Origin of the sequence: Gelidibacter sp., assembly GCF_035577925.1 — a bacterium.
Lineage (GTDB): Bacteria > Bacteroidota > Bacteroidia > Flavobacteriales > Flavobacteriaceae > Gelidibacter.
Genome location: NZ_DATJCY010000079.1, coordinates 1 through 18,845 on the forward strand (window position 1 = coordinate 1; position 18,845 = coordinate 18,845).

The following is an 18,845-nucleotide window of genomic DNA, read 5'->3' on the forward strand; positions in this document are numbered from 1 at the left end:
ATCTCCAGCTTTTAGCGCACGGCGTTCGGCAGTACTCAATAAGTTTTCTAAAGCGGTAATGCTCAATCGGGCACTCACGCCACTTTTGGCATCAACATAATCGCTGTCTCTAGCTTCAAAAACGATTTGTTCCAATAAATCTCTTGCCAAATCTGGAACGTTGACCATCTGTTTTTGACTTTCAACAACTCTGGCCTCTTGCCCTGTTATCAGTCGTGCGGTTTCGATATCTATGGGATAATGCGTTAAAATTTGGGATCCAATTCTGTCTTTTAAGGGCGTTACAATACTTCCCCTGTTGGTATAATCTTCAGGATTGGCCGTAAATAGAAACTGGATATCCAAGGGCAATCTCAACTTAAATCCTCGAATTTGAATATCGCCTTCCTGTAAGATATTGAACAATGCCACCTGAATTCTCGCCTGTAAATCGGGCAATTCATTAATGACAAAAATACAGCGGTTGGCGCGCGGAATCATCCCATAATGTATGACGCGATCATCGGCATAACTCAATTTCAAATTTGCGGCTTTAATCGGATCCACATCACCTATAAGATCGGCGACGGTAACGTCGGGTGTGGCCAGTTTTTCGGCAAAACGTTCACTTCGGTGCAACCAATAAATAGGGGTTTCGTCACCTTTTTCCCTGATTAATTCTTTAGCATATTTGGAAATTGGATGCAACGGATCATCATTAATTTCCGAACCTTCGACTACCGGAATATAGTCATCCAAAAGATTGAGCATCAACCGCGCTAACCGGGTTTTGGCCTGTCCGCGCAATCCCAACAAATTAATATTATGGCGTGATAAAATAGCGCGTTCCAACTCTGGGATCACCGTGTTTTCATAACCATGAACGCCTTCAAAAGTGGTTTCTTTATTCCTTATTTTTTGAATCAGATTATCACGCAATTCGTCTTTAATCGATTTGCTTTGATATCCTGCGCTTTTAAGTGCGCCTAATGTTTTTATAGTTTCAATTTTCATGTTTTCTTTCCTAAATTCTATTTTTGAAGTTCCATACTTCTACCTCCAAAAAACCATAATCTAACTTCTATTTAACTTCCCCTAATTCGCTTTTTTCGATTCGTCTCATAATCTTCAAAAATCATTTCACCCAAACCTTTGAGTCCGGTATAAAATGCCTTTCCTTGATTGGCTTGGGTAAATTCACGTACAAACTGCATTAAATACGGATCTTGTGCGATCATAAACGTCGTAATCGGAATGTGCAAACGGCGCGCCTGCTGGGCCATAACGTAGCACTTGTTTATGATATACGGATTTAAACCTACACTGTCCTTATAATATTGACCGTCCGGAAGTCGTAAACAACTGGGTTTGCCATCGGTAATCATAAAAATCTGCTTGTTGGTATTTCGCTTTCTTCGCAATAAATCCATGGCCAATTCCAGTCCTGCAACGGTATTGGTGTGGTAAGGTCCTACTTTAAGATATGGCAAATCCCTAATTTCTATTTGCCAGGCATCATTTCCAAAAACAATAATATCTAACGTATCTTTAGGATACCTCGTGGTGATCAGTTCGGATAATGCCATGGCTACTTTTTTTGCGGGAGTGATCCGGTCTTCTCCATATAAAATCATACTATGGCTGATATCGATCATCAAAACCGTACTCATTTGTGATTTGTGTAAGGTTTCCTCAACTACCAAATCATCTTCAGACAACTTAAAATCACCAATGCCATGATTGATCTGGGCGTTTTTCAAACTTTGGGTCATGGACACTTTATCTAACGCATCGCCAAACTGATACTCCCTGAAATCGCCGGTATGTTCATCTCCAATACCAGGACTTTTACTCTTGTGATTGCCTTGTCCGCTACGTTTAATTTGTCCAAAAATCTGGTCAAGTGCCTGTTGTCTGATGGCACGTTCGGTTTTTGCGGTAATGGAAAGACCTCCTTTTCCATCGGGATCGATTTCTTCCTTTAAATAACCTTTCTGCTTAAGATCTTCAATAAAATCATCAATAGTATAATCAGGTGTGGTTAATTTATATTCCTTGTCCAATTCGCGCAGCCAATCAATAGCCTCGTCAAAATCGCCAGAAGTATGAGTAATCAACTCCTTAAAAATCTCGAAAAGCTTGTCAAAAGGCGATTGAAACGGCGCTTCGTAGGTTTTGAAGATAAAACCTTTTCGTTTTGGGTTTTTATTTGTCATAGCGTCATAAAAATACAACTTTTTGCGCGACGCATTCAATCTATTAACATCAATTTTATGAATTGCGTCATCAACCTTAACCTCATTAAAACAAACCACCAAAACAAAAAGAACATAATCATTGATTTAAAAAACCAAATCAATAAATTAGATTACAAAGTTATCGTTTTATGAACTTAAAATTATTTTATGTAAGTGGCCAAACATCAAATTCACCTACTGCACCCGCTCCAACTCATGCACGCTTTCAATTCTAATCATTTTGCCTTTTGTAGAGATCAATCCTTCTTTTTTAAACTGGGACAAAATCCTAATGGTCGATTCGGTGGCAGTTCCGATAATACTGGCATAATCTTCGCGCAGTAAATTGGCTGATAAAAATCCGTCGTGGTTAACGCCAAAAGTCTTGCCAACATAAATCAAGGTTTCAGCAAGCCGCTGTCTTACGGTTTTTTGTGCCATGTTGATCAAACCGTCTTCCGCTTCGCGTAAATCTTGTGCTAAATTTTGTAGCACATCAAACGAAAATTCCTGATTGGATTTTATACTGTTTAAAATTTGATCTTTAGGTATAAAACAGAGTTCTATATCATTTACGGCCACAGCGCTTAAATGGGTGCGTTCGCCACTAATAATTGAGCGCTGACCAATTAAATTGCCCTTTCCCATTAATTTAACCGTATGATCCTTGCCGTTGGCACTGAGTTTGCTCATTTTACAAATTCCTTCCCTAACACAATACACCCCATTCAACATTTCATTTTCATTAAAAATGACATCACCTTTTTTATAGTACAAGGTTCTCTTGCAAACCGTAACTTTTCGGAGTTCCTCCTTGGTTAAAGTCTTCATTGAATTCAACTGACGTGCAATACATTGTTCACATCTTGCCATACCTTAAATATTGACTTGCAAAAGTACAGAAAACATGACAAATATCATAGTTTGGGCCACATTCATTTAGTACCTTTGCACCCGGGTATATTTAGAGCATATTTATGAAATCATCAACTTGTTTTCATTGCGGAGATGCAGTGGGGTCGTCTGAAATTTTATATGACGACAAATCATTTTGCTGTCAAGGTTGTAAAACGGTTTACGAAATATTTTCAGAGAATGACCTGACTTGCTATTATGATCTTCAATCGGCACCAGGAACCACTCCAAAAGACATTCAAGGAAAATATGACTTTCTTTCCCAACAGAAAATCATTGACAAATTGGTTGAATTTGACGATGGAAAATCGCAAATCGCCACACTTTATATTCCACAAATACATTGTAGTTCTTGCATATGGATTCTTGAGAACCTCAATAAACTAAACGCACATATCTCATCCTCGCAAGTTGATTTTGGTAAAAAAACCGTTCGAGTGCAATTCAATTCACAGGACTACAGTTTAAAGGAAACTGTCATTCTGCTAAGCTCCATCGGCTATGAACCTTACATCAGTTTGGAAGATTTTTCGACCGGAAAATCGCATGTCAACAGGTCGTTGATCTATAAATTGGCCATCGCCGGCTTTGCCTTTGGAAATGTCATGTTCCTTTCTTTTCCTGAATATTTTGACGTTGGCGAATATTGGCTGGAACAGTACAAACATTTTTTTAGATGGTTGATGTTTGCGTTTTCACTGCCAGTCGTGTTTTATTCCTCACAAGATTATTACATTTCAGCGTACAAAGGACTGCGTGCCAAAACCTTGAATATTGACGTGCCACTTGCATTGGGAATTATCGTCTTATTTCTACGAAGCACATTTGACATTATATTTGATCATGGTTCTGGGTTTTTTGATAGCTTAACCGGATTACTGTTTTTCTTGTTACTAGGAAAATTTTTTCAACAAAGAACTTATTCGTTTTTATCTTTTGAACGCGACTACAAATCTTATTTCCCTATTGCAATCACCAAAATATCAGCGGATCAAACCGAACATCCCATTCAGGTTTATGACATCAAAAAAGGCGATCGATTACTGATTAGAAACGAAGAATTGATCCCTGTTGATGGCATTCTCATTAAAGGAAAAGCACGGATAGACTATAGTTTTGTGACTGGAGAATCTGAACCCCTGAGTAAAATATCGGGAGATAAACTGTTTGCTGGTGGCAAACAATGCTCCGGAAGCATTGAAATGGAAGCTTTAAAGAGTGTTGAACAAAGTTACTTGACACAACTATGGAGCAATGACGTGTTTAATAAAGTTAAAGAAGACAGTTTTACGACATTGACCAATTTAATCAGTAAACGCTTTACGATTGTTATCTTAAGCATTGCTTTTATTTCTACAGCATTTTGGCTGTTTGTAGATTCGAGCAAAGCCATGAATGTTTTTACTTCGGTTTTAATTATTGCCTGTCCTTGTGCGATTGCTTTGGCAGCCCCTTTTACACTGGGCAACATGCTTCGCATCTTTGGGAGACATAAATTTTATCTAAAAAATGCAACGGTCATTGAGCAATTGGCTGCCATTGATACGATTATTTTTGACAAAACCGGAACCATTACCTCCAACAAAAAGAGCACGGCCACTTATGAAGGAAATACACTTTCTCAATCCGAAGAAATTTTACTAAAAAACACCTTAAGAGGCTCCAACCATCCTTTAAGCAGAACATTGTATGACCTGCTGGATGAAAACGACATCATTACACTCGACGAATTTGAAGAGCATTTGGGACTGGGCATTGAAGGGGTGCACCAACAAGATAGCATCAAAATTGGATCGGCAACATTTGTAGGAAAAACTAATGAGGTTGCTGTTTTAAATACTTCGGTCCACATTAGCACCAACAATTCGTACAAAGGGAAATTCACTTTTTACAACAGCTACAGGAGCGGTTTATCGCAGTTGTTTAATAAACTTAAAAAGCATTATGACCTTGCCATCCTTTCGGGAGACAATGAAGGCGAAATGGAAAATTTAAGAAAATTGCTCCCTGCACGAACAAAATTGCTTTTCAATCAAAAACCGGATGATAAATTAGAGTATATCAAACATCATCAAACCGAAGGTGCCAAAGTGTTGATGATTGGCGACGGACTTAATGATGCGGGAGCTTTGGCACAAAGTAATGTGGGTATTGCAATTTCAGAAAACGTCAATGTTTTTTCGCCAGCTTGTGATGCTATTTTGGATGCCGAAAAGCTCAATAGTTTAAGTGATTTCATGAAATTATCGAAGTCGGCCATTAAAATTGTAAAATGGAGCTTCGTACTTTCTTTTATGTATAATATAATTGGCGTATCTTTTGCCATAACTGGACACTTAGAACCCGTAGTTGCAGCAATTCTGATGCCTTTGAGTTCTATTAGCATTGTGGTTTTTACGACGATTGCTACAAATTGGGTCTCACGACGGATAAAATGAGTATTCTTAATATGATTTTATATAATTTAGAACGATTCTTATTAGTACGGAAAACGAAAAAACATGACAAATGTCATATAATAATAAAAGTGCCAAACGTATTTTTGAACCATAACTTCAATTAGGTATGAGTGTTATATATTTATTACTAAGTCTTAGTATATTAGTAGCTATTGTTTTTTTCGCAGCTTTTGTTTTTGCTGTGAGAAACGGACAATATGACGATAGCTATACCCCATCGGTACGTATGCTTTTTGAAGATGAATTAGTGTCAGAAAAATCTAAAACGACAAAAACATCAAAACTAACTAATCAAGATTAATTTTTTTATTATGGAAATGCAGCAATTTTATTACGATAACAAAATCGTCAAAAAATTCGTTTACGCCACCTTGTTTTGGGGTGTAATAGGCATGGTTGTTGGGCTATTTTTAGCCTTTCTGTTTCTTTTCCCAAACCTTACCGATGGTATTTCCTGGTTGAGTTTTGGAAGGTTGAGACCGTTACATACCAATGCCGTTATTTTTGCCTTTGTGGGTAACGCCATCTTTGCAGGGGTGTATTATTCCACACAACGATTACTTAAGGCCAGAATGTACAGCGACACCTTGAGCAACATCAACTTTTGGGGTTGGCAATTAATTATTGTTGCTGCTGCAATTACGCTTCCACTAGGGCTTTCAACGTCAAAAGAATATGCTGAATTGGAGTGGCCTATTGACCTTATGATTGCTATTGTATGGGTTGTTTTTGGTTGGAACCTCATCGCTACGATGCTGGTACGAAGACAACGCCATCTTTATGTGGCCATTTGGTTTTACCTTGCGACTTTTGTTACCGTTGCCGTCCTTCATATTTTTAATAGTTTGGCATTGCCAGTAAATGCATTTAAAAGTTATTCGGTGTATGCCGGTGTCCAAGATGCCTTGGTACAATGGTGGTACGGCCATAATGCGGTGGCGTTTTTCTTAACAACGCCATTTTTAGGTTTGATGTATTATTTTGTCCCTAAAGCTGCAAACCGTCCTGTTTATTCGTATCGACTTTCCATCGTTCACTTTTGGTCCTTGATATTTATTTATATCTGGGCAGGACCGCACCACTTATTATATACGGCACTACCAGAATGGGCACAAAACTTAGGTGTTGCATTTTCGGTAATGTTATTGATGCCGTCTTGGGGAGGGATGATCAACGGACTTTTAACACTACGTGGTGCTTGGGACAAAGTTAGGACCGACCCTGTTTTAAAGTTCATGGTCGTTGCTATTACCGGATACGGAATGGCCACTTTTGAAGGTCCAATGTTATCATTGAAAAACGTTAACGCCATTGCGCATTTTACCGACTGGATTATTGCGCACGTACACGTAGGAGCCTTAGCTTGGAACGGATTCTTGGCATTTGGTATGATCTACTGGTTAATGCCACGCTTAACAAAATCAAAATTATATTCTGTTGGTTTGGCCAATTTCCATTTCTGGATTGGTACTTTAGGAATCATCATGTATGCCCTACCATTATATGTTGCCGGTTTTACACAAGCAAGTATGTGGAAACAGTTTAATCCAGACGGATCACTCGTTTATGGTAACTTCCTAGAAACAGTTACGGAAATCATGCCAATGTACTGGATGCGTGCTATAGGAGGTACACTATTTATTATAGGTATTTTGGTGATGGTCTATAACGTTTACCAAACCGTAAGACAAGGTAGCGCTGTAACCGACGAATTGGCCGAAGCACCTGCTCTGCAACGTGTTTCAAAACGACGTATTGCTGGCGAACACTGGCACAGCTGGTTGGAGCGCAGACCGGTTCAGTTAACTATTGGTGCAACGATTGCCATCCTTATTGGAGGTATTGTACAGATTGTACCAACCATCATGGTAAAATCGAATATTCCAACCATAACAAGCGTAAAACCTTATACTCCTCTAGAACTAGAAGGTAGAGATTTATATATTCGTGAAGGTTGTGTGGGTTGCCACTCGCAAATGGTAAGACCATTTAGAGATGAAGTAGAACGTTATGGTGAATTTTCTAAAGCTGGCGAATTTGTTTACGACCATCCATTCCTTTGGGGAAGTAAACGTACAGGTCCGGATTTACACCGAATTGGTGGAAAATATTCTGACAGCTGGCACTTTAACCACATGTATGATCCACAAAGTACATCATCCGGATCTATTATGCCAGGTTATAAATGGCTCATTACTTCCGAATTGGATAAATCCCATACCGAAACTAAAATGAAAACCATGGTTACCTTAGGTGTACCTTATACGGAAGAAGATATTGCCAATGCACAGCAAAGTATGCTCGAGCAGGGCACCAAAATTGAAGAAAACCTTTATTCTGATCCTGATTTCGTAGAATCTTACGAAAATGACAAGAAAAGTGGTGGTGATAATTTTGTTGAAATGCGAAACCGAGAAATTGTAGCCATGATTGCCTATTTACAACGACTTGGCACAGATATTAAAGTACAAGATCTACAAACGACGCAAAACTAACGATTATGTTAAAATTTGTAAAAAACCATATGGACAGCATATCGGGTATAGAAATATACCCGATCATCTCCTTGCTCATCTTTTTCATTTTTTTTGTAGCCCTATTCTGGTGGGTATTTACCGCCAAAAAAGACTATATCGATAGAATGAGCGAAATTCCTTTAGACAACCAAAACGACACACAATTATGAGAAATTTAATTCCATCATATGTCAGAGTACCTCTGATATTCTTTATCATCTGGGGACTTATCGAATTTTTTGTGGGCAACGGCCATGAACCAGCGTTTATGAACAACCCCATGATCCTCTTATTTCTAGCTTTGGTATTATTGCTGATCATAGCGATAGAAGCAATTATTGTTACCCTAGAAAACATCATGTTCCAAAGCTTGGATGAAACTGCAAAAGCCAAATACTTAGCTTCAAAAAACTCAAGCTCAAAAATCAACGCTTGGATCAAGAAAACATATGTCAAAATGCTGGGATCCAAACCTATTGAAAAAGAAGGGGAGATTATTCTTGATCACGAATATGACGGCATCAAAGAACTGGATAACGATCTTCCACCATGGTGGCGTTATGGTTTTTATGCTTCTATTGTTTTTGCATTTGTCTACTTGGCACGTTACCACGTTTTTAATGGCGACAACCAATATGACGAATTGGAAACAACTTTAGAACTTGCCAAACTTGAATTGGAAGAATACAAAAAGAATGCAAAAGATCTGGTCGATTTTGAATCTGTAACAGCCCTGACCGATCCCGCCGACTTGGCCAAAGGTAAAGCTATTTATGAAGCCAATTGCGTGGCTTGCCACATGGCTGATGGTGGTGGCGGTATTGGACCAAACTTAACCGACCAACATTGGATTTTGGGTGGGGGTATCAAAAATATTTTCCATACCGTAAGTGAAGGTGGACGAAGTGGAAAAGGAATGATTGCCTGGAAACAAATGTTAAAGCCAATTGAAATGGCTCAAGTATCCAGTTATATCTTGACCTTTGAAGGAACAACTCCAGAGAAACCAAAAGAAGCTGAAGGCGATATCTGGGTAGATAACTGAAAACAATAAAAACCTTTCAAAAAAAGATTTCAATCATAAGATTTCTCTTTATAAAAAACTGAACTAATCCCAAGGATAGATCGAAAAACACAAAATTGTGACAACACCAGACAACGAAAGCTTTAGAGATACCATAGGAACACTTACCGAAGACGGTTCGCGTAAATGGGTATTTCCAAAAAAACCAAGTGGCAAATTCTACGATTACCGTAAATGGGTAAGCTATGTACTATTGGCATTTTTCTTGTTGGCACCGTTTGTTAAGATCAATGGCAATCAGTTTTTGATGTTTAACATCTTAGAACGACGCTTTAATATCTTCGGATTTCCTTTTTGGCCCCAAGATTTTTATCTTTTCGTTCTTTCAATGCTCATTGGCGTTATTTTTATCGCCCTTTTTACAGTTGCCTTTGGACGAATTTTCTGCGGATGGATTTGTCCGCAAACCATTTTCATGGAAATGGTATTCAGGCGCATCGAATATTGGATTGATGGCGATCGTGGGGCCCAAATGCGTTTGGACAGACAAGAATGGAATGCCGAGAAAATTAGAAAAAGAGCATTAAAATGGTCCGTTTTCTTGTTAATTTCATTCATCATTGCCAATGTTTTTTTAGCTTATCTCATTGGCTCAGATAAAGTTATCCAATATGTTTTAGACGGTCCATTCGACCATTTAGGCACGTTCTTTCCATTGTTGATTTTTACGGCTGTGTTTTACTTTGTATTTGCATGGTTTAGAGAACAAGTATGCATTATTGCCTGTCCTTATGGCCGACTTCAAGGGGTATTGCTCGACAATAAATCTATCGTAGTAGCTTACGATCATAAACGTGGCGAAGGTGAAAATGGCAGAAAAAAATTTCGAAAAGGTGAAGACCGTCAAGCACTAGGTTTTGGCGATTGTATTGATTGTTTTCAATGTGTCAATGTTTGTCCAACAGGAATTGACATTCGCAACGGCACCCAATTGGAATGTGTCAATTGTACCGCATGTATTGATGAGTGCGACCATATTATGGAAAGTATCAATTTGCCAAAAGGTTTGATCCGATATGCAAGCGAAGAAAATATTGAACTTAAGAAAAAGTTTGAATTTACACCAAGACTTAAAGGCTACAGTGCGGTATTAATTATCCTAACAGGAATTTTGTTGGGTATGCTCTTACTGAGAAATGATGTTGAAGCCCGAATTTTAAGATTGCCAGGACAATTGTACGAGCACAAGGACAACAACATCATCAGCAATGTATTTACTTATAAATTGATCAACAAAACCACCAATGATATTGAAGAAGTAAGCTTTAAACTTCGAAAAAACAATGGCGAGATTAAAATGGTTTCTAGTGAAAAAACATTCATAGTACCTGCCCAAGGCCTTGCAGAAGGCACCTTGTTTATTGAATTGCCACAAAAAGAATTGAGTGGTGACAAGAATAAATTAATGATTGAAGTGTATAGTGGCGACAATTTAATTGAAACCACTACAGTCAACTTTTTAGGACCAAGAAGTTATAATTAACCAATAACCTTAAAGTTGCTTCCGATAGCTCTCGGAAAAAGTTGAGAATTAATAAAGATTGATGAAATTTCTGAATGTACAGGAATTTAATAAACTAAAAAATGGAGATTCCCGCATTGCGGGAATGGGATATTATGAAATTTAATTGGGGAACTGGAATCGTATTAGCGTTTATAAGTTTTATATCTTTTATACTGTACTTTGTCATTAGTATGAGTACCAATAAAAAGATTGAATCTGACCTTGTAACTGAAGACTATTATGGTCAGGAATTAGAATTTCAAAATGACCTTACAAAATTAAAAAATGCACAAGCGTTAAAACATAATATAACATGGCAACGTACCGAAGAAGGATTGGTCCTTACCTTTCCGGAAGATATGGAGCCATCGGGCATTACCGGTAACGTGTTCCTTTATAGACCATCTAATAAACAACTAGACTTTGAAAGTTCCATTTCATTGTCTGAACATAATTTGCTCATACCTGACAAACGTTTGTTAGATGGTCGCTGGAACATAAAAGTAGATTGGCAATATAAAGGAAATTCATTTGTCTACAAAAAAGAAATAGTCTATTAAATGCTTTGGTCTGCTATCATATTTGGCCTTTTGGGAAGTTTTCATTGCGTAGGCATGTGTGGCCCAATAGCTTTTATGCTTCCAGTGGATCGAAGCAATACTTCCAGAAAATTAATCCAGATTTTTACCTACCACTTTGGACGACTGGTAGCCTACAGCATGATTGGATTGGTTTTTGGCGTTGTTGGAAAAGGCCTATATATTTTTGGTCTGCAACAACAACTTTCCATCACAATGGGCATTTTAATGATTGCCGTTGTACTAATTCCTACAAAGATTTTTAATAAATACAACTTTTCAAAACCTATTTACAAAATCATTTCTAAAGTAAAATCATCTTTAGGGCAAGCTTTGAAAAAAAAAACACCCGATACTTTTTTAACCATCGGGTTTCTTAATGGTTTCCTTCCATGTGGTCTTGTTTACATGGCCGTTTTTGCGTCTTTAGCCATGGGCAGTGCTTTTAAAAGTAGTCTGTATATGGTATTATTTGGCATTGGCACCATTCCTTTGATGACCACAGCCATCTACCTCGGTAAGTTCTTAAATGCTACCGTAAAGCAGCGCATTCAAAAAGCCATCCCAATATTTGTCATAATAATTGGATTATTATTTATTTTAAGAGGAATGGGACTAGGAATTCCGTATCTTTCCCCAGAACCTGTTGTAGAAATGGCAACAGGAGTGATAGATTGCTAAACAACTATTAATTTTAACAAAAACATAACTTATTTTAATACGGATAATTTTGTCCTAATTAGAATATTCACTTATATTTGTCTAACTAAATTTAATCATATGTTCTCTAAAGCTTGCGAATACGGTATTAAAGCATCAATCTATATAGCTGCAAATTCTTATGATGGTGTACGCGTTAGCCTGAAGGAAATTGCTAAAGAGATTAATTCTCCAGAGGCCTTTACAGCAAAAATTTTGCAAGACTTAGTAAGAAACAAACTGATTAATTCTGTAAAAGGAGCATATGGCGGCTTTGAAATTGAGAAAGAAAAAATTTCATCCATCAAGCTCTCACAAATTGTAAACGCTATTGATGGTGATAGCATTTATCAAGGCTGTGGATTGGGATTGGATGTGTGCGATGCTAATCATCCTTGTCCGGTGCACGATCAGTTTAAAAACATTAGAAACGAATTGAGATATATGTTGGAACATACAAATCTTGAACAATTGGCTTTGGACATTAAATCTGGAGCTTCATTCTTAAAAATATAAAAAATTTGATCTTAAATAGGATAAAAATGTCCGAAATAACTATTGTCTAATTTAATAATGACCCAAAAAAACCTTAATTAAAAAAGGACGGGATAAATTTTATGGAAACATTACATAAGGATTCACAAAAACACATCGGTCAGTTTGTAGCCGAAGATTTCAGAACAGCTGCAGTATTTTCAAGTTATGGTATTGATTTTTGTTGCAAAGGGGAAAGATCAATTGAAGAAGTCTGCACCAAAAACAATATAGAAATAGATGAGTTGTTGGGCAAACTCCATCAAGTCCAATCATCAAGCACCGAACAATCTATTGATTACAGATCGTGGCCACTAGATTTATTGGCAGAATATATAGAAAAGAAACACCACCGCTATGTGGAAGAAAAAACACCGGTTTTACGCCAATTTCTGGATAAGCTATGCAAAGTACATGGACAAAGACATCCAGAGCTTTTAGAAATAACAACACTTTTTATAGGTTGTGCAAAAGATATGGCAGCGCACATGAAAAAAGAAGAACTCATCCTCTTCCCTTTCATTAAACGCATGGTTAAAGCAAAAATGGAAGGTACGAGCATTGCATCGCCACAATTTGCAACCGTTGAAAATCCAATTGCCCTAATGAAACATGATCACGAGGCTGAAGGTGATCGCTTTAGAAAAATTGTAGAATTGACCGACAACTACACGCCTCCAGCTGATGCCTGTAATACATACAGAGTCACTTTTGCAATGTTAGAAGAGTTTGAAAAGGATTTACACCTTCATATCCATTTAGAAAATAACATACTGTTTCCGGAAGCGATTAAATTAGAAAAAACGCTTCACTAATATTTTGTTTTGATTGTTGAAGTGACACTTCCCATTCGTTATCCACAACTTGAATTGTATTTAGATCTTTTTACAAAGAGCAATACAAGATAAAAGTTAGATGATTTTGGGAAGTGTTCTTTTTAAAGATAAATCAACACCAATCTTTAGCTCATTATCACCAAGATTTAACTACTGTCATTGCTAAAAAAATATGTGATAAACTTTCTTTGTACTTCCTCACTACCTTCTTTTACATCGCGACTATTATTTGACTGTTAATTTTTTAAATTTGTCATTAGGTTAGTAAACTCAACATAAATGCAAAAAAAACTCCTTCTCGTATGTCTTATCAATTTTTTGATCGCCTCCCTTATGGGGTTGATGTTACGATACGCTTTTGCACTACCGCTCCATGAGTACATAAAACCGGTTCCCCTTCAATTTAGAAATGTTATGCATGCGCATTCGCATGGTGCCGTACTTGGTTGGGTATATCTTATGCTATACCTTTTTATAGTACATTATTTTATTCCTGAAAAAAAACCTATTTACAACCGCTTATTTTGGCTAACCGAAATTGCAGTAATTGGTATGATGCTCAGTTTTCCTTTTCAAGGCTACGCTGCCGTTTCTATAAGTTTTTCAACTTTGCACATTATTTGTAGTTATTATTTTATCATATTGATCTGGAGAAACCATAAAATAGAATCCAAGCCAATCCAATTATTACTTAAAGCAGCTTTAATATTCATGTTCATTTCCACCATGGGCATTTGGCTATTAGGCCCTGCAGCGGCCATGTTGGGAATCGAATCGGCATTTTTTCAAATATCAATCCAATTATTTTTGCACTTCCAGTTTAATGGATGGTTTTTATTTGCTGTTTTGGCATTGTTTTTACGACATTTTCCTATTCAAAATCCAAAAGATTTCAATATTTTCTTCAAAACTTTAATTGGAGCAACAGTATTAACATTTGCGCTACCCGTCAATTGGTTTGCTCCTCACCCATCCATGTCTTGGATTAATTCGGCAGGTGTCATACTGCAATTGGTGGCAGGCTATTATTTTATACAATTGTTACGCCCGCATTGGTCAAAATTTTGGAAAAACTCAATGCCGTTGACCAAATGGGCATATGGGATTGCACTTATTTCTTTCATTTTAAAAATTGTATTGCAATCGAGCACCATCATCCCTGAAGTATCAAGAATGGCGTTCCAATACCATAATTTTGTCATTGGTTTTATCCATCTGGTCATGCTAGGTCTTATTACAGGATTCTTATTCGCATTTCTTTTGGAATCGACCTTACCTACTTTAAAAAACAAGATGTTAGCCATTGGAATTTATAGTTTTACGATTGGTTTTTTAGCCACCGAACTTATTCTTGTCGTTCAAGGTTTTGCTTATTACTTAGGTATCGGAATAATTCCTAATTACTATATGCTCTTATTTTTATTCAGCATTCTCCTGCCTTTGGGCGTTTTACTTATATTTTTATCTTATTTAAATCATGACACAAAAACCTTTAAAACGACATAAAGCACTTCAACCTTTTAGTAGAGAACACCACCATGGATTATTACTGTCATGGAAAATTAGAAGTGGCCTCAGTAAAAACATTGAATTAGAGCGCATTAAAACTTATGCCGATTGGTTTTTTATAAATCAATTGGTGCCACATTTTGAACTTGAAGAAAAATACATATTTCCACTTTTAGATTCAGATCACGAACTGATAAAACGTGCCTTGGCCGAACACCGTCGTTTGACACGTTTATTTGCAGACACCAAAAACATTGAAAAATCCTTGCATAAAATTGAGGAAGAACTAGAACAACACATTCGTTTTGAGGAGCGTATTCTTTTTCCCGAAATTCAAAAAAATGCTACTGATGAGCAATTGGCACTCATAGAAAACGTTCATGGCGACCATCTGTTTGATGACAATTTGGAGGACGAATTCTGGAAATAACCATTGAACGCATTTCATGGCTAACATTACTTAAATTTACTTCATAAAATCCTATTACTTAATATAGAATAAATGACGTATTGATATAAAAATTACGTCCTTTTCTCGAAATATTGTTCCAATCGGCAAAACTTGAATAATTAGTATCCAAAATATTTTCTATACCATATTTAAAAACCAATCGATGATTGGAAATGTTCAACTCATTTCCAAGATTTACATTTAACACAGCATATGATGGTGTTTCATCTTCACCATAAAAACTGCCATATTGACTCTGATTACCATTGCCCTCCAATTGAACAGCTACATTGAATTTTGGTATAGAATAACTTATTTCTGCCAAATATGAAAACGGTTTTATCAATGGTAAATTCTCACTATTACTGCCTTTTCCATAATTATAACCAAGCGTAGCATTAACCGACAAAGCGTTTGAAAGCTTATAAGACGTATTGAGATAGACGTCAAAAATACGTGCATAGGAAAGCGCATCATAAACGCGTACACCATTGGCACCAATCGTCATGGGACGCAATGTTTCATCTATTGTTCCAATAATATAATCCATAACATAAAAATAGGAGGTTTCCATTCCTATATGAAAATTGCCACTATGGTAATTGGCCTTAACATTAGTTTCAAATGATTTTTCATTCTTTAAAGTCGGATTTCCGATATAATCATAATTATCAAAACTATTGAACAAGAAAAAACCATACCCCTCACTTACTGAAGGTGCTCTTTGTCCATATCCAAAACCAAAATTGATATCATATTTATTATGTCGAAGTTGATAATTGGCATTAAAACTCGATAAAAACCTATTTTTTGTAGCTTCAATTTCAGGATAAAAAATTTGAAAACTTTCCAAACCTGTCAGAAGAGCAATTTTATTTTGATGAAAACCCAATCGTGCAGAAGTAGTAAGTGTTTCATTTTCATTAAAAGTATAAATATCCTTAGCATAAACCCCTGAATAGAGTGTTCTGAGATCTGGCCAGGTGTACATAAACATATCCGATTCATTAGGATCATTGGGATACATGGTCATTTCGGCAAGCGATTTATTATAAAACCCATTGACATTCAGTGTAAAATCATGTTTATCCTTCTTTGCCATTGCTTTTGAATAGAATCCGAAAGTATCACTCCAGCCCGGCATATCCATACGAATGGGCACAATTGGCCGTTTTGTGTCATCCATAACGTGGGTTATGGTATTGAAATACACTTTGGATTCCAAACTTTTAACAAAGGTCGAATCATTTTTATATTGATGGGTCACCGAGGTAATAAGTGCTTTGGCAAGCGAAACATCCATGGTTAATCCAGGATAACCAACATCCGTTGCTTTATCAAAAATAATATTGCCATCCAAGGAATGCTGATCGTTAAATTTGAATCCACTTTGCACTGAAATATTATATTTCTGAAATTGTGAATACAATACTTCCTGTTTGTTTCCGGCATCATAATTATCCGATTTACGATAAATACCATCAGCTTTTATATAAAACTTGTTGCCAGAATATTCCATGTCCAAACCACCTACCCTATAATTGCCATTGGTTTCATAACCTAAATCAACACTCGTTTTAAGACCAGTTTGTAAATATTTGGAATTTGACAATTTAAGATCGATACCACCACCAATGGTATGGCCATTTTCTGAACCCGATTGTCCTGAACCCACACTTACCTTTTGCAAGTTGGACACATCAACATAAGAGGTTATCGGATCCATCTTATCGGTACAAGCGCCAAAAATCTGCATACCATCAATGGTCACATTCAATCGTTCGCTATTCATATTGTTCATGGAAGGTTCCCACGCATAATTGCCACGTTTGATCATGGTAATTTTATTGGATTTTTCTAAATAATCATCAATACTCGACAAGGTTTTTTCTTGACGGTAATTACTTAATTTACGTCGGCCAACAATGGTAATTTCATCAAGCTTAGTGGTATCCTTTTCAATTTGAATAGATTTTTCTTGGGAATAAACAATTCCACTTAAAAAAAAGCAAAAAGCACCTATAATGAACTGTTTCATTGGTTATATTATTAAATCTGTCAGAGTGAGCACAGTCGAAATAATCTGAGATTTGCCCAAAATATTTTCAACTGCGCTCTTCCATAGTTTAGGAATTGACAGAAAATTAAACGGTTGTATTATAAAAGATTGGGTTAAAAATCAAGTTCCAAGTAGAGTGAACTTTTTGTATGGCCTTCGGTGACATCCTCCCCTTTCAAAACACTGTTATCAGCATTCAACAACTTTAGATTGAGAACCCAATAACCGGTCATTGTCAACGACAAATTGCCATGGTAAAGTTGATCCACAGCATCAAAAATTAAATCGGTATTGTTTGGAGAACCATGATTGCCCATCCCTGGCATGCGCGGATCTAAAGCAATCTTATAATCCGAAACCGTTGGAAAAGACATCATAGATTCCATTTTAAACAAACCTACTTTCATCTTATTTACGGCTATTTTAGGCTCTTTTGGTTCAATCAATGCCAAGACATAACGGACCTCATCCGTTCCCGTAAAAGCAGTAACATTTTGGAACTCACTTTGAAAAACCTCAATCTCAGAAGTTACAGAATAAGCGACATCATTAATAGAATAATCAATTTTTAAAGACCATCCCGAGCCATCAAGATTGGTCATTTGATACACTATAAAACCTTCATAAATGGTCTGTTTTCCAACAGCTTTAGAAATAGCCGATTTTGGACAAGAATGCGCTTTAGTTGGCATTTGCATAATCGGCATCCAAGACAAAGAGGCGTTCTCCACAAAATTGTTAGTGGCCTTATCTTTTATCCTCATACTTATGGCATTATAGCCGGTTTTAAAATTACCCGAAGTGGTATATAATTCAACGGTATGTGTAGAATTGCTAAGTTCTTGGACTTTTTTAAGCCCTTCGGTTTCATTAATAACTTGGTCAGTGTTATCATCGTCCGAGGAGCACGACAAATTAAAAAGAGAGATAAACAGAATTGGAATGATATATTTTAGTTTCATTTTTTGTTGTTTTTTAAGTTTAAAATAAATGCAAAAGACTATTTCTCTTACTTAAATAAATAAGTCAGAAAAGGAAAAACCATAAGGTTTTAAAACAAAAAACTAACTAAAATTGGGTGGTGGCGTATCAACATCTTGATACGTATGTATAATTGCAGGCGCATACGCAAAAAGTGTGGGCTGAGTAATTGCTAAAATGTGGTTTTGTCCTCCTTCAAACTCTATTTGGAATAAGCAGAAGGCATCTAAAGCCATTCGTCTGGTTTCTTGCGCTGGTAAATCTGTATTGGAATCTGGTGTACTTTCTACAATCTGTTTGGTTAATTGACATTTCCCGTTACACCCTTGTTGATTGTCTTTTTGAATACAGAGGTTTTTTGCAATGATTGCTTGGTTGGCCAAAAAATCACCCATAATCACAAGGGTATTGATATTTTGAGCAAATAATATAATGACCAAAATATAAGCTGTAATTTTATGTGCAAGGGTTGCAATCATAATACAAATTTAAGCAGATTATCTA

18 protein-coding genes are annotated in these 18,845 nt (G+C 36.6%); 12 read left to right on the forward strand and 6 right to left on the reverse strand.

The features are described 5' to 3' along the window. The 3 genes from VNJ50_RS02695 to VNJ50_RS02705 form a co-directional block, all read right to left on the reverse strand. On the reverse strand, window positions 1-993 hold a 993-nt coding region (locus VNJ50_RS02695), incomplete at its 3' end, for a magnesium chelatase (protein ID WP_325578809.1). Between the two features lie 71 nt (window positions 994-1,064). Next, a complete protein-coding gene (locus VNJ50_RS02700) occupies window positions 1,065-2,195 on the reverse strand; it encodes a vWA domain-containing protein (protein WP_325578811.1) in 1,131 nt (376 codons plus the stop codon). A gap of 216 nt (window positions 2,196-2,411) precedes the next feature. Further along, window positions 2,412-3,047 carry a Crp/Fnr family transcriptional regulator gene (locus VNJ50_RS02705; protein ID WP_325578813.1) on the reverse strand — a complete coding sequence of 212 codons (636 nt, stop codon included), beginning with the start codon at window positions 3,045-3,047 and terminating at the stop codon, window positions 2,412-2,414. Window positions 3,048-3,193: 146 nt separating this feature from the next. Between VNJ50_RS02705 and VNJ50_RS02710 the strand changes: the two genes are divergently transcribed. The 12 genes from VNJ50_RS02710 (at window position 3,194) to VNJ50_RS02765 (ending at window position 15,280) form a co-directional block, all read left to right on the forward strand. Beyond that, complete coding sequence (locus VNJ50_RS02710; RefSeq protein WP_325578815.1) at window positions 3,194-5,569, forward strand: heavy metal translocating P-type ATPase; 2,376 nt, start codon at window positions 3,194-3,196, stop codon at window positions 5,567-5,569. A 127-nt stretch (window positions 5,570-5,696) separates the two neighbouring features. Then, window positions 5,697-5,891: a cbb3-type cytochrome oxidase assembly protein CcoS gene (gene ccoS, locus VNJ50_RS02715; protein ID WP_325578817.1), complete on the forward strand. Its 195-nt coding sequence runs from the start codon at window positions 5,697-5,699 to the stop codon at window positions 5,889-5,891. A gap of 10 nt (window positions 5,892-5,901) precedes the next feature. Then, the gene (gene ccoN, locus VNJ50_RS02720; protein WP_325578819.1) at window positions 5,902-8,085 is read left to right on the forward strand and encodes a cytochrome-c oxidase, cbb3-type subunit I; all 2,184 of its coding nucleotides are present in this window, start codon (window positions 5,902-5,904) and stop codon (window positions 8,083-8,085) included. A 5-nt stretch (window positions 8,086-8,090) separates the two neighbouring features. Further along, a complete protein-coding gene (locus tag VNJ50_RS02725; protein WP_325578821.1) occupies window positions 8,091-8,276 on the forward strand; it encodes a CcoQ/FixQ family Cbb3-type cytochrome c oxidase assembly chaperone in 186 nt (61 codons plus the stop codon). Further along, window positions 8,273-9,151, forward strand: coding sequence for a cbb3-type cytochrome c oxidase N-terminal domain-containing protein (locus tag VNJ50_RS02730; protein WP_325578823.1), 879 nt, complete (start codon window positions 8,273-8,275; stop codon window positions 9,149-9,151). The genes VNJ50_RS02725 and VNJ50_RS02730 overlap by 4 nt, the downstream gene beginning before the upstream one ends. 97 nt (window positions 9,152-9,248) lie before the next feature. Then, a complete protein-coding gene (gene ccoG, locus VNJ50_RS02735; RefSeq protein ID WP_325578825.1) occupies window positions 9,249-10,673 on the forward strand; it encodes a cytochrome c oxidase accessory protein CcoG in 1,425 nt (474 codons plus the stop codon). 101 nt (window positions 10,674-10,774) lie between these two features. Continuing rightward, window positions 10,775-11,254, forward strand: coding sequence for a FixH family protein (locus VNJ50_RS02740; RefSeq protein ID WP_325578827.1), 480 nt, complete (start codon window positions 10,775-10,777; stop codon window positions 11,252-11,254). Further along, a complete protein-coding gene (locus tag VNJ50_RS02745; RefSeq protein WP_325578829.1) occupies window positions 11,255-11,953 on the forward strand; it encodes a sulfite exporter TauE/SafE family protein in 699 nt (232 codons plus the stop codon). Between the two features lie 99 nt (window positions 11,954-12,052). Beyond that, window positions 12,053-12,487, forward strand: a complete 435-nt coding sequence (locus VNJ50_RS02750; RefSeq protein ID WP_325578831.1) for an Rrf2 family transcriptional regulator — start codon at window positions 12,053-12,055, stop codon at window positions 12,485-12,487. A 101-nt stretch (window positions 12,488-12,588) separates the two neighbouring features. Then, a complete protein-coding gene (gene ric, locus VNJ50_RS02755; RefSeq protein ID WP_325578833.1) occupies window positions 12,589-13,320 on the forward strand; it encodes an iron-sulfur cluster repair di-iron protein in 732 nt (243 codons plus the stop codon). Between the two features lie 300 nt (window positions 13,321-13,620). After that, a complete protein-coding gene (locus tag VNJ50_RS02760; protein ID WP_325578835.1) occupies window positions 13,621-14,847 on the forward strand; it encodes a hypothetical protein in 1,227 nt (408 codons plus the stop codon). Further along, complete coding sequence (locus VNJ50_RS02765) at window positions 14,819-15,280, forward strand: hemerythrin domain-containing protein (RefSeq protein WP_325578837.1); 462 nt, start codon at window positions 14,819-14,821, stop codon at window positions 15,278-15,280. The genes VNJ50_RS02760 and VNJ50_RS02765 overlap by 29 nt, the downstream gene beginning before the upstream one ends. A gap of 58 nt (window positions 15,281-15,338) precedes the next feature. On the opposite strand, the gene VNJ50_RS02770 is transcribed toward VNJ50_RS02765, so the two are convergent. From VNJ50_RS02770 to VNJ50_RS02780, 3 genes are all read right to left on the reverse strand, one after another. After that, entirely contained in the window at window positions 15,339-17,339 is a 2,001-nt protein-coding gene (locus tag VNJ50_RS02770) for a TonB-dependent receptor plug domain-containing protein (protein WP_325578839.1), read from the reverse strand. 134 nt (window positions 17,340-17,473) lie between these two features. Next, window positions 17,474-18,322 carry a hypothetical protein gene (locus VNJ50_RS02775; RefSeq protein ID WP_325578841.1) on the reverse strand — a complete coding sequence of 283 codons (849 nt, stop codon included), beginning with the start codon at window positions 18,320-18,322 and terminating at the stop codon, window positions 17,474-17,476. A gap of 102 nt (window positions 18,323-18,424) precedes the next feature. Further along, window positions 18,425-18,820, reverse strand: coding sequence for a hypothetical protein (locus VNJ50_RS02780; protein WP_325578843.1), 396 nt, complete (start codon window positions 18,818-18,820; stop codon window positions 18,425-18,427). Window positions 18,821-18,845: the final 25 nt, after the last annotated feature.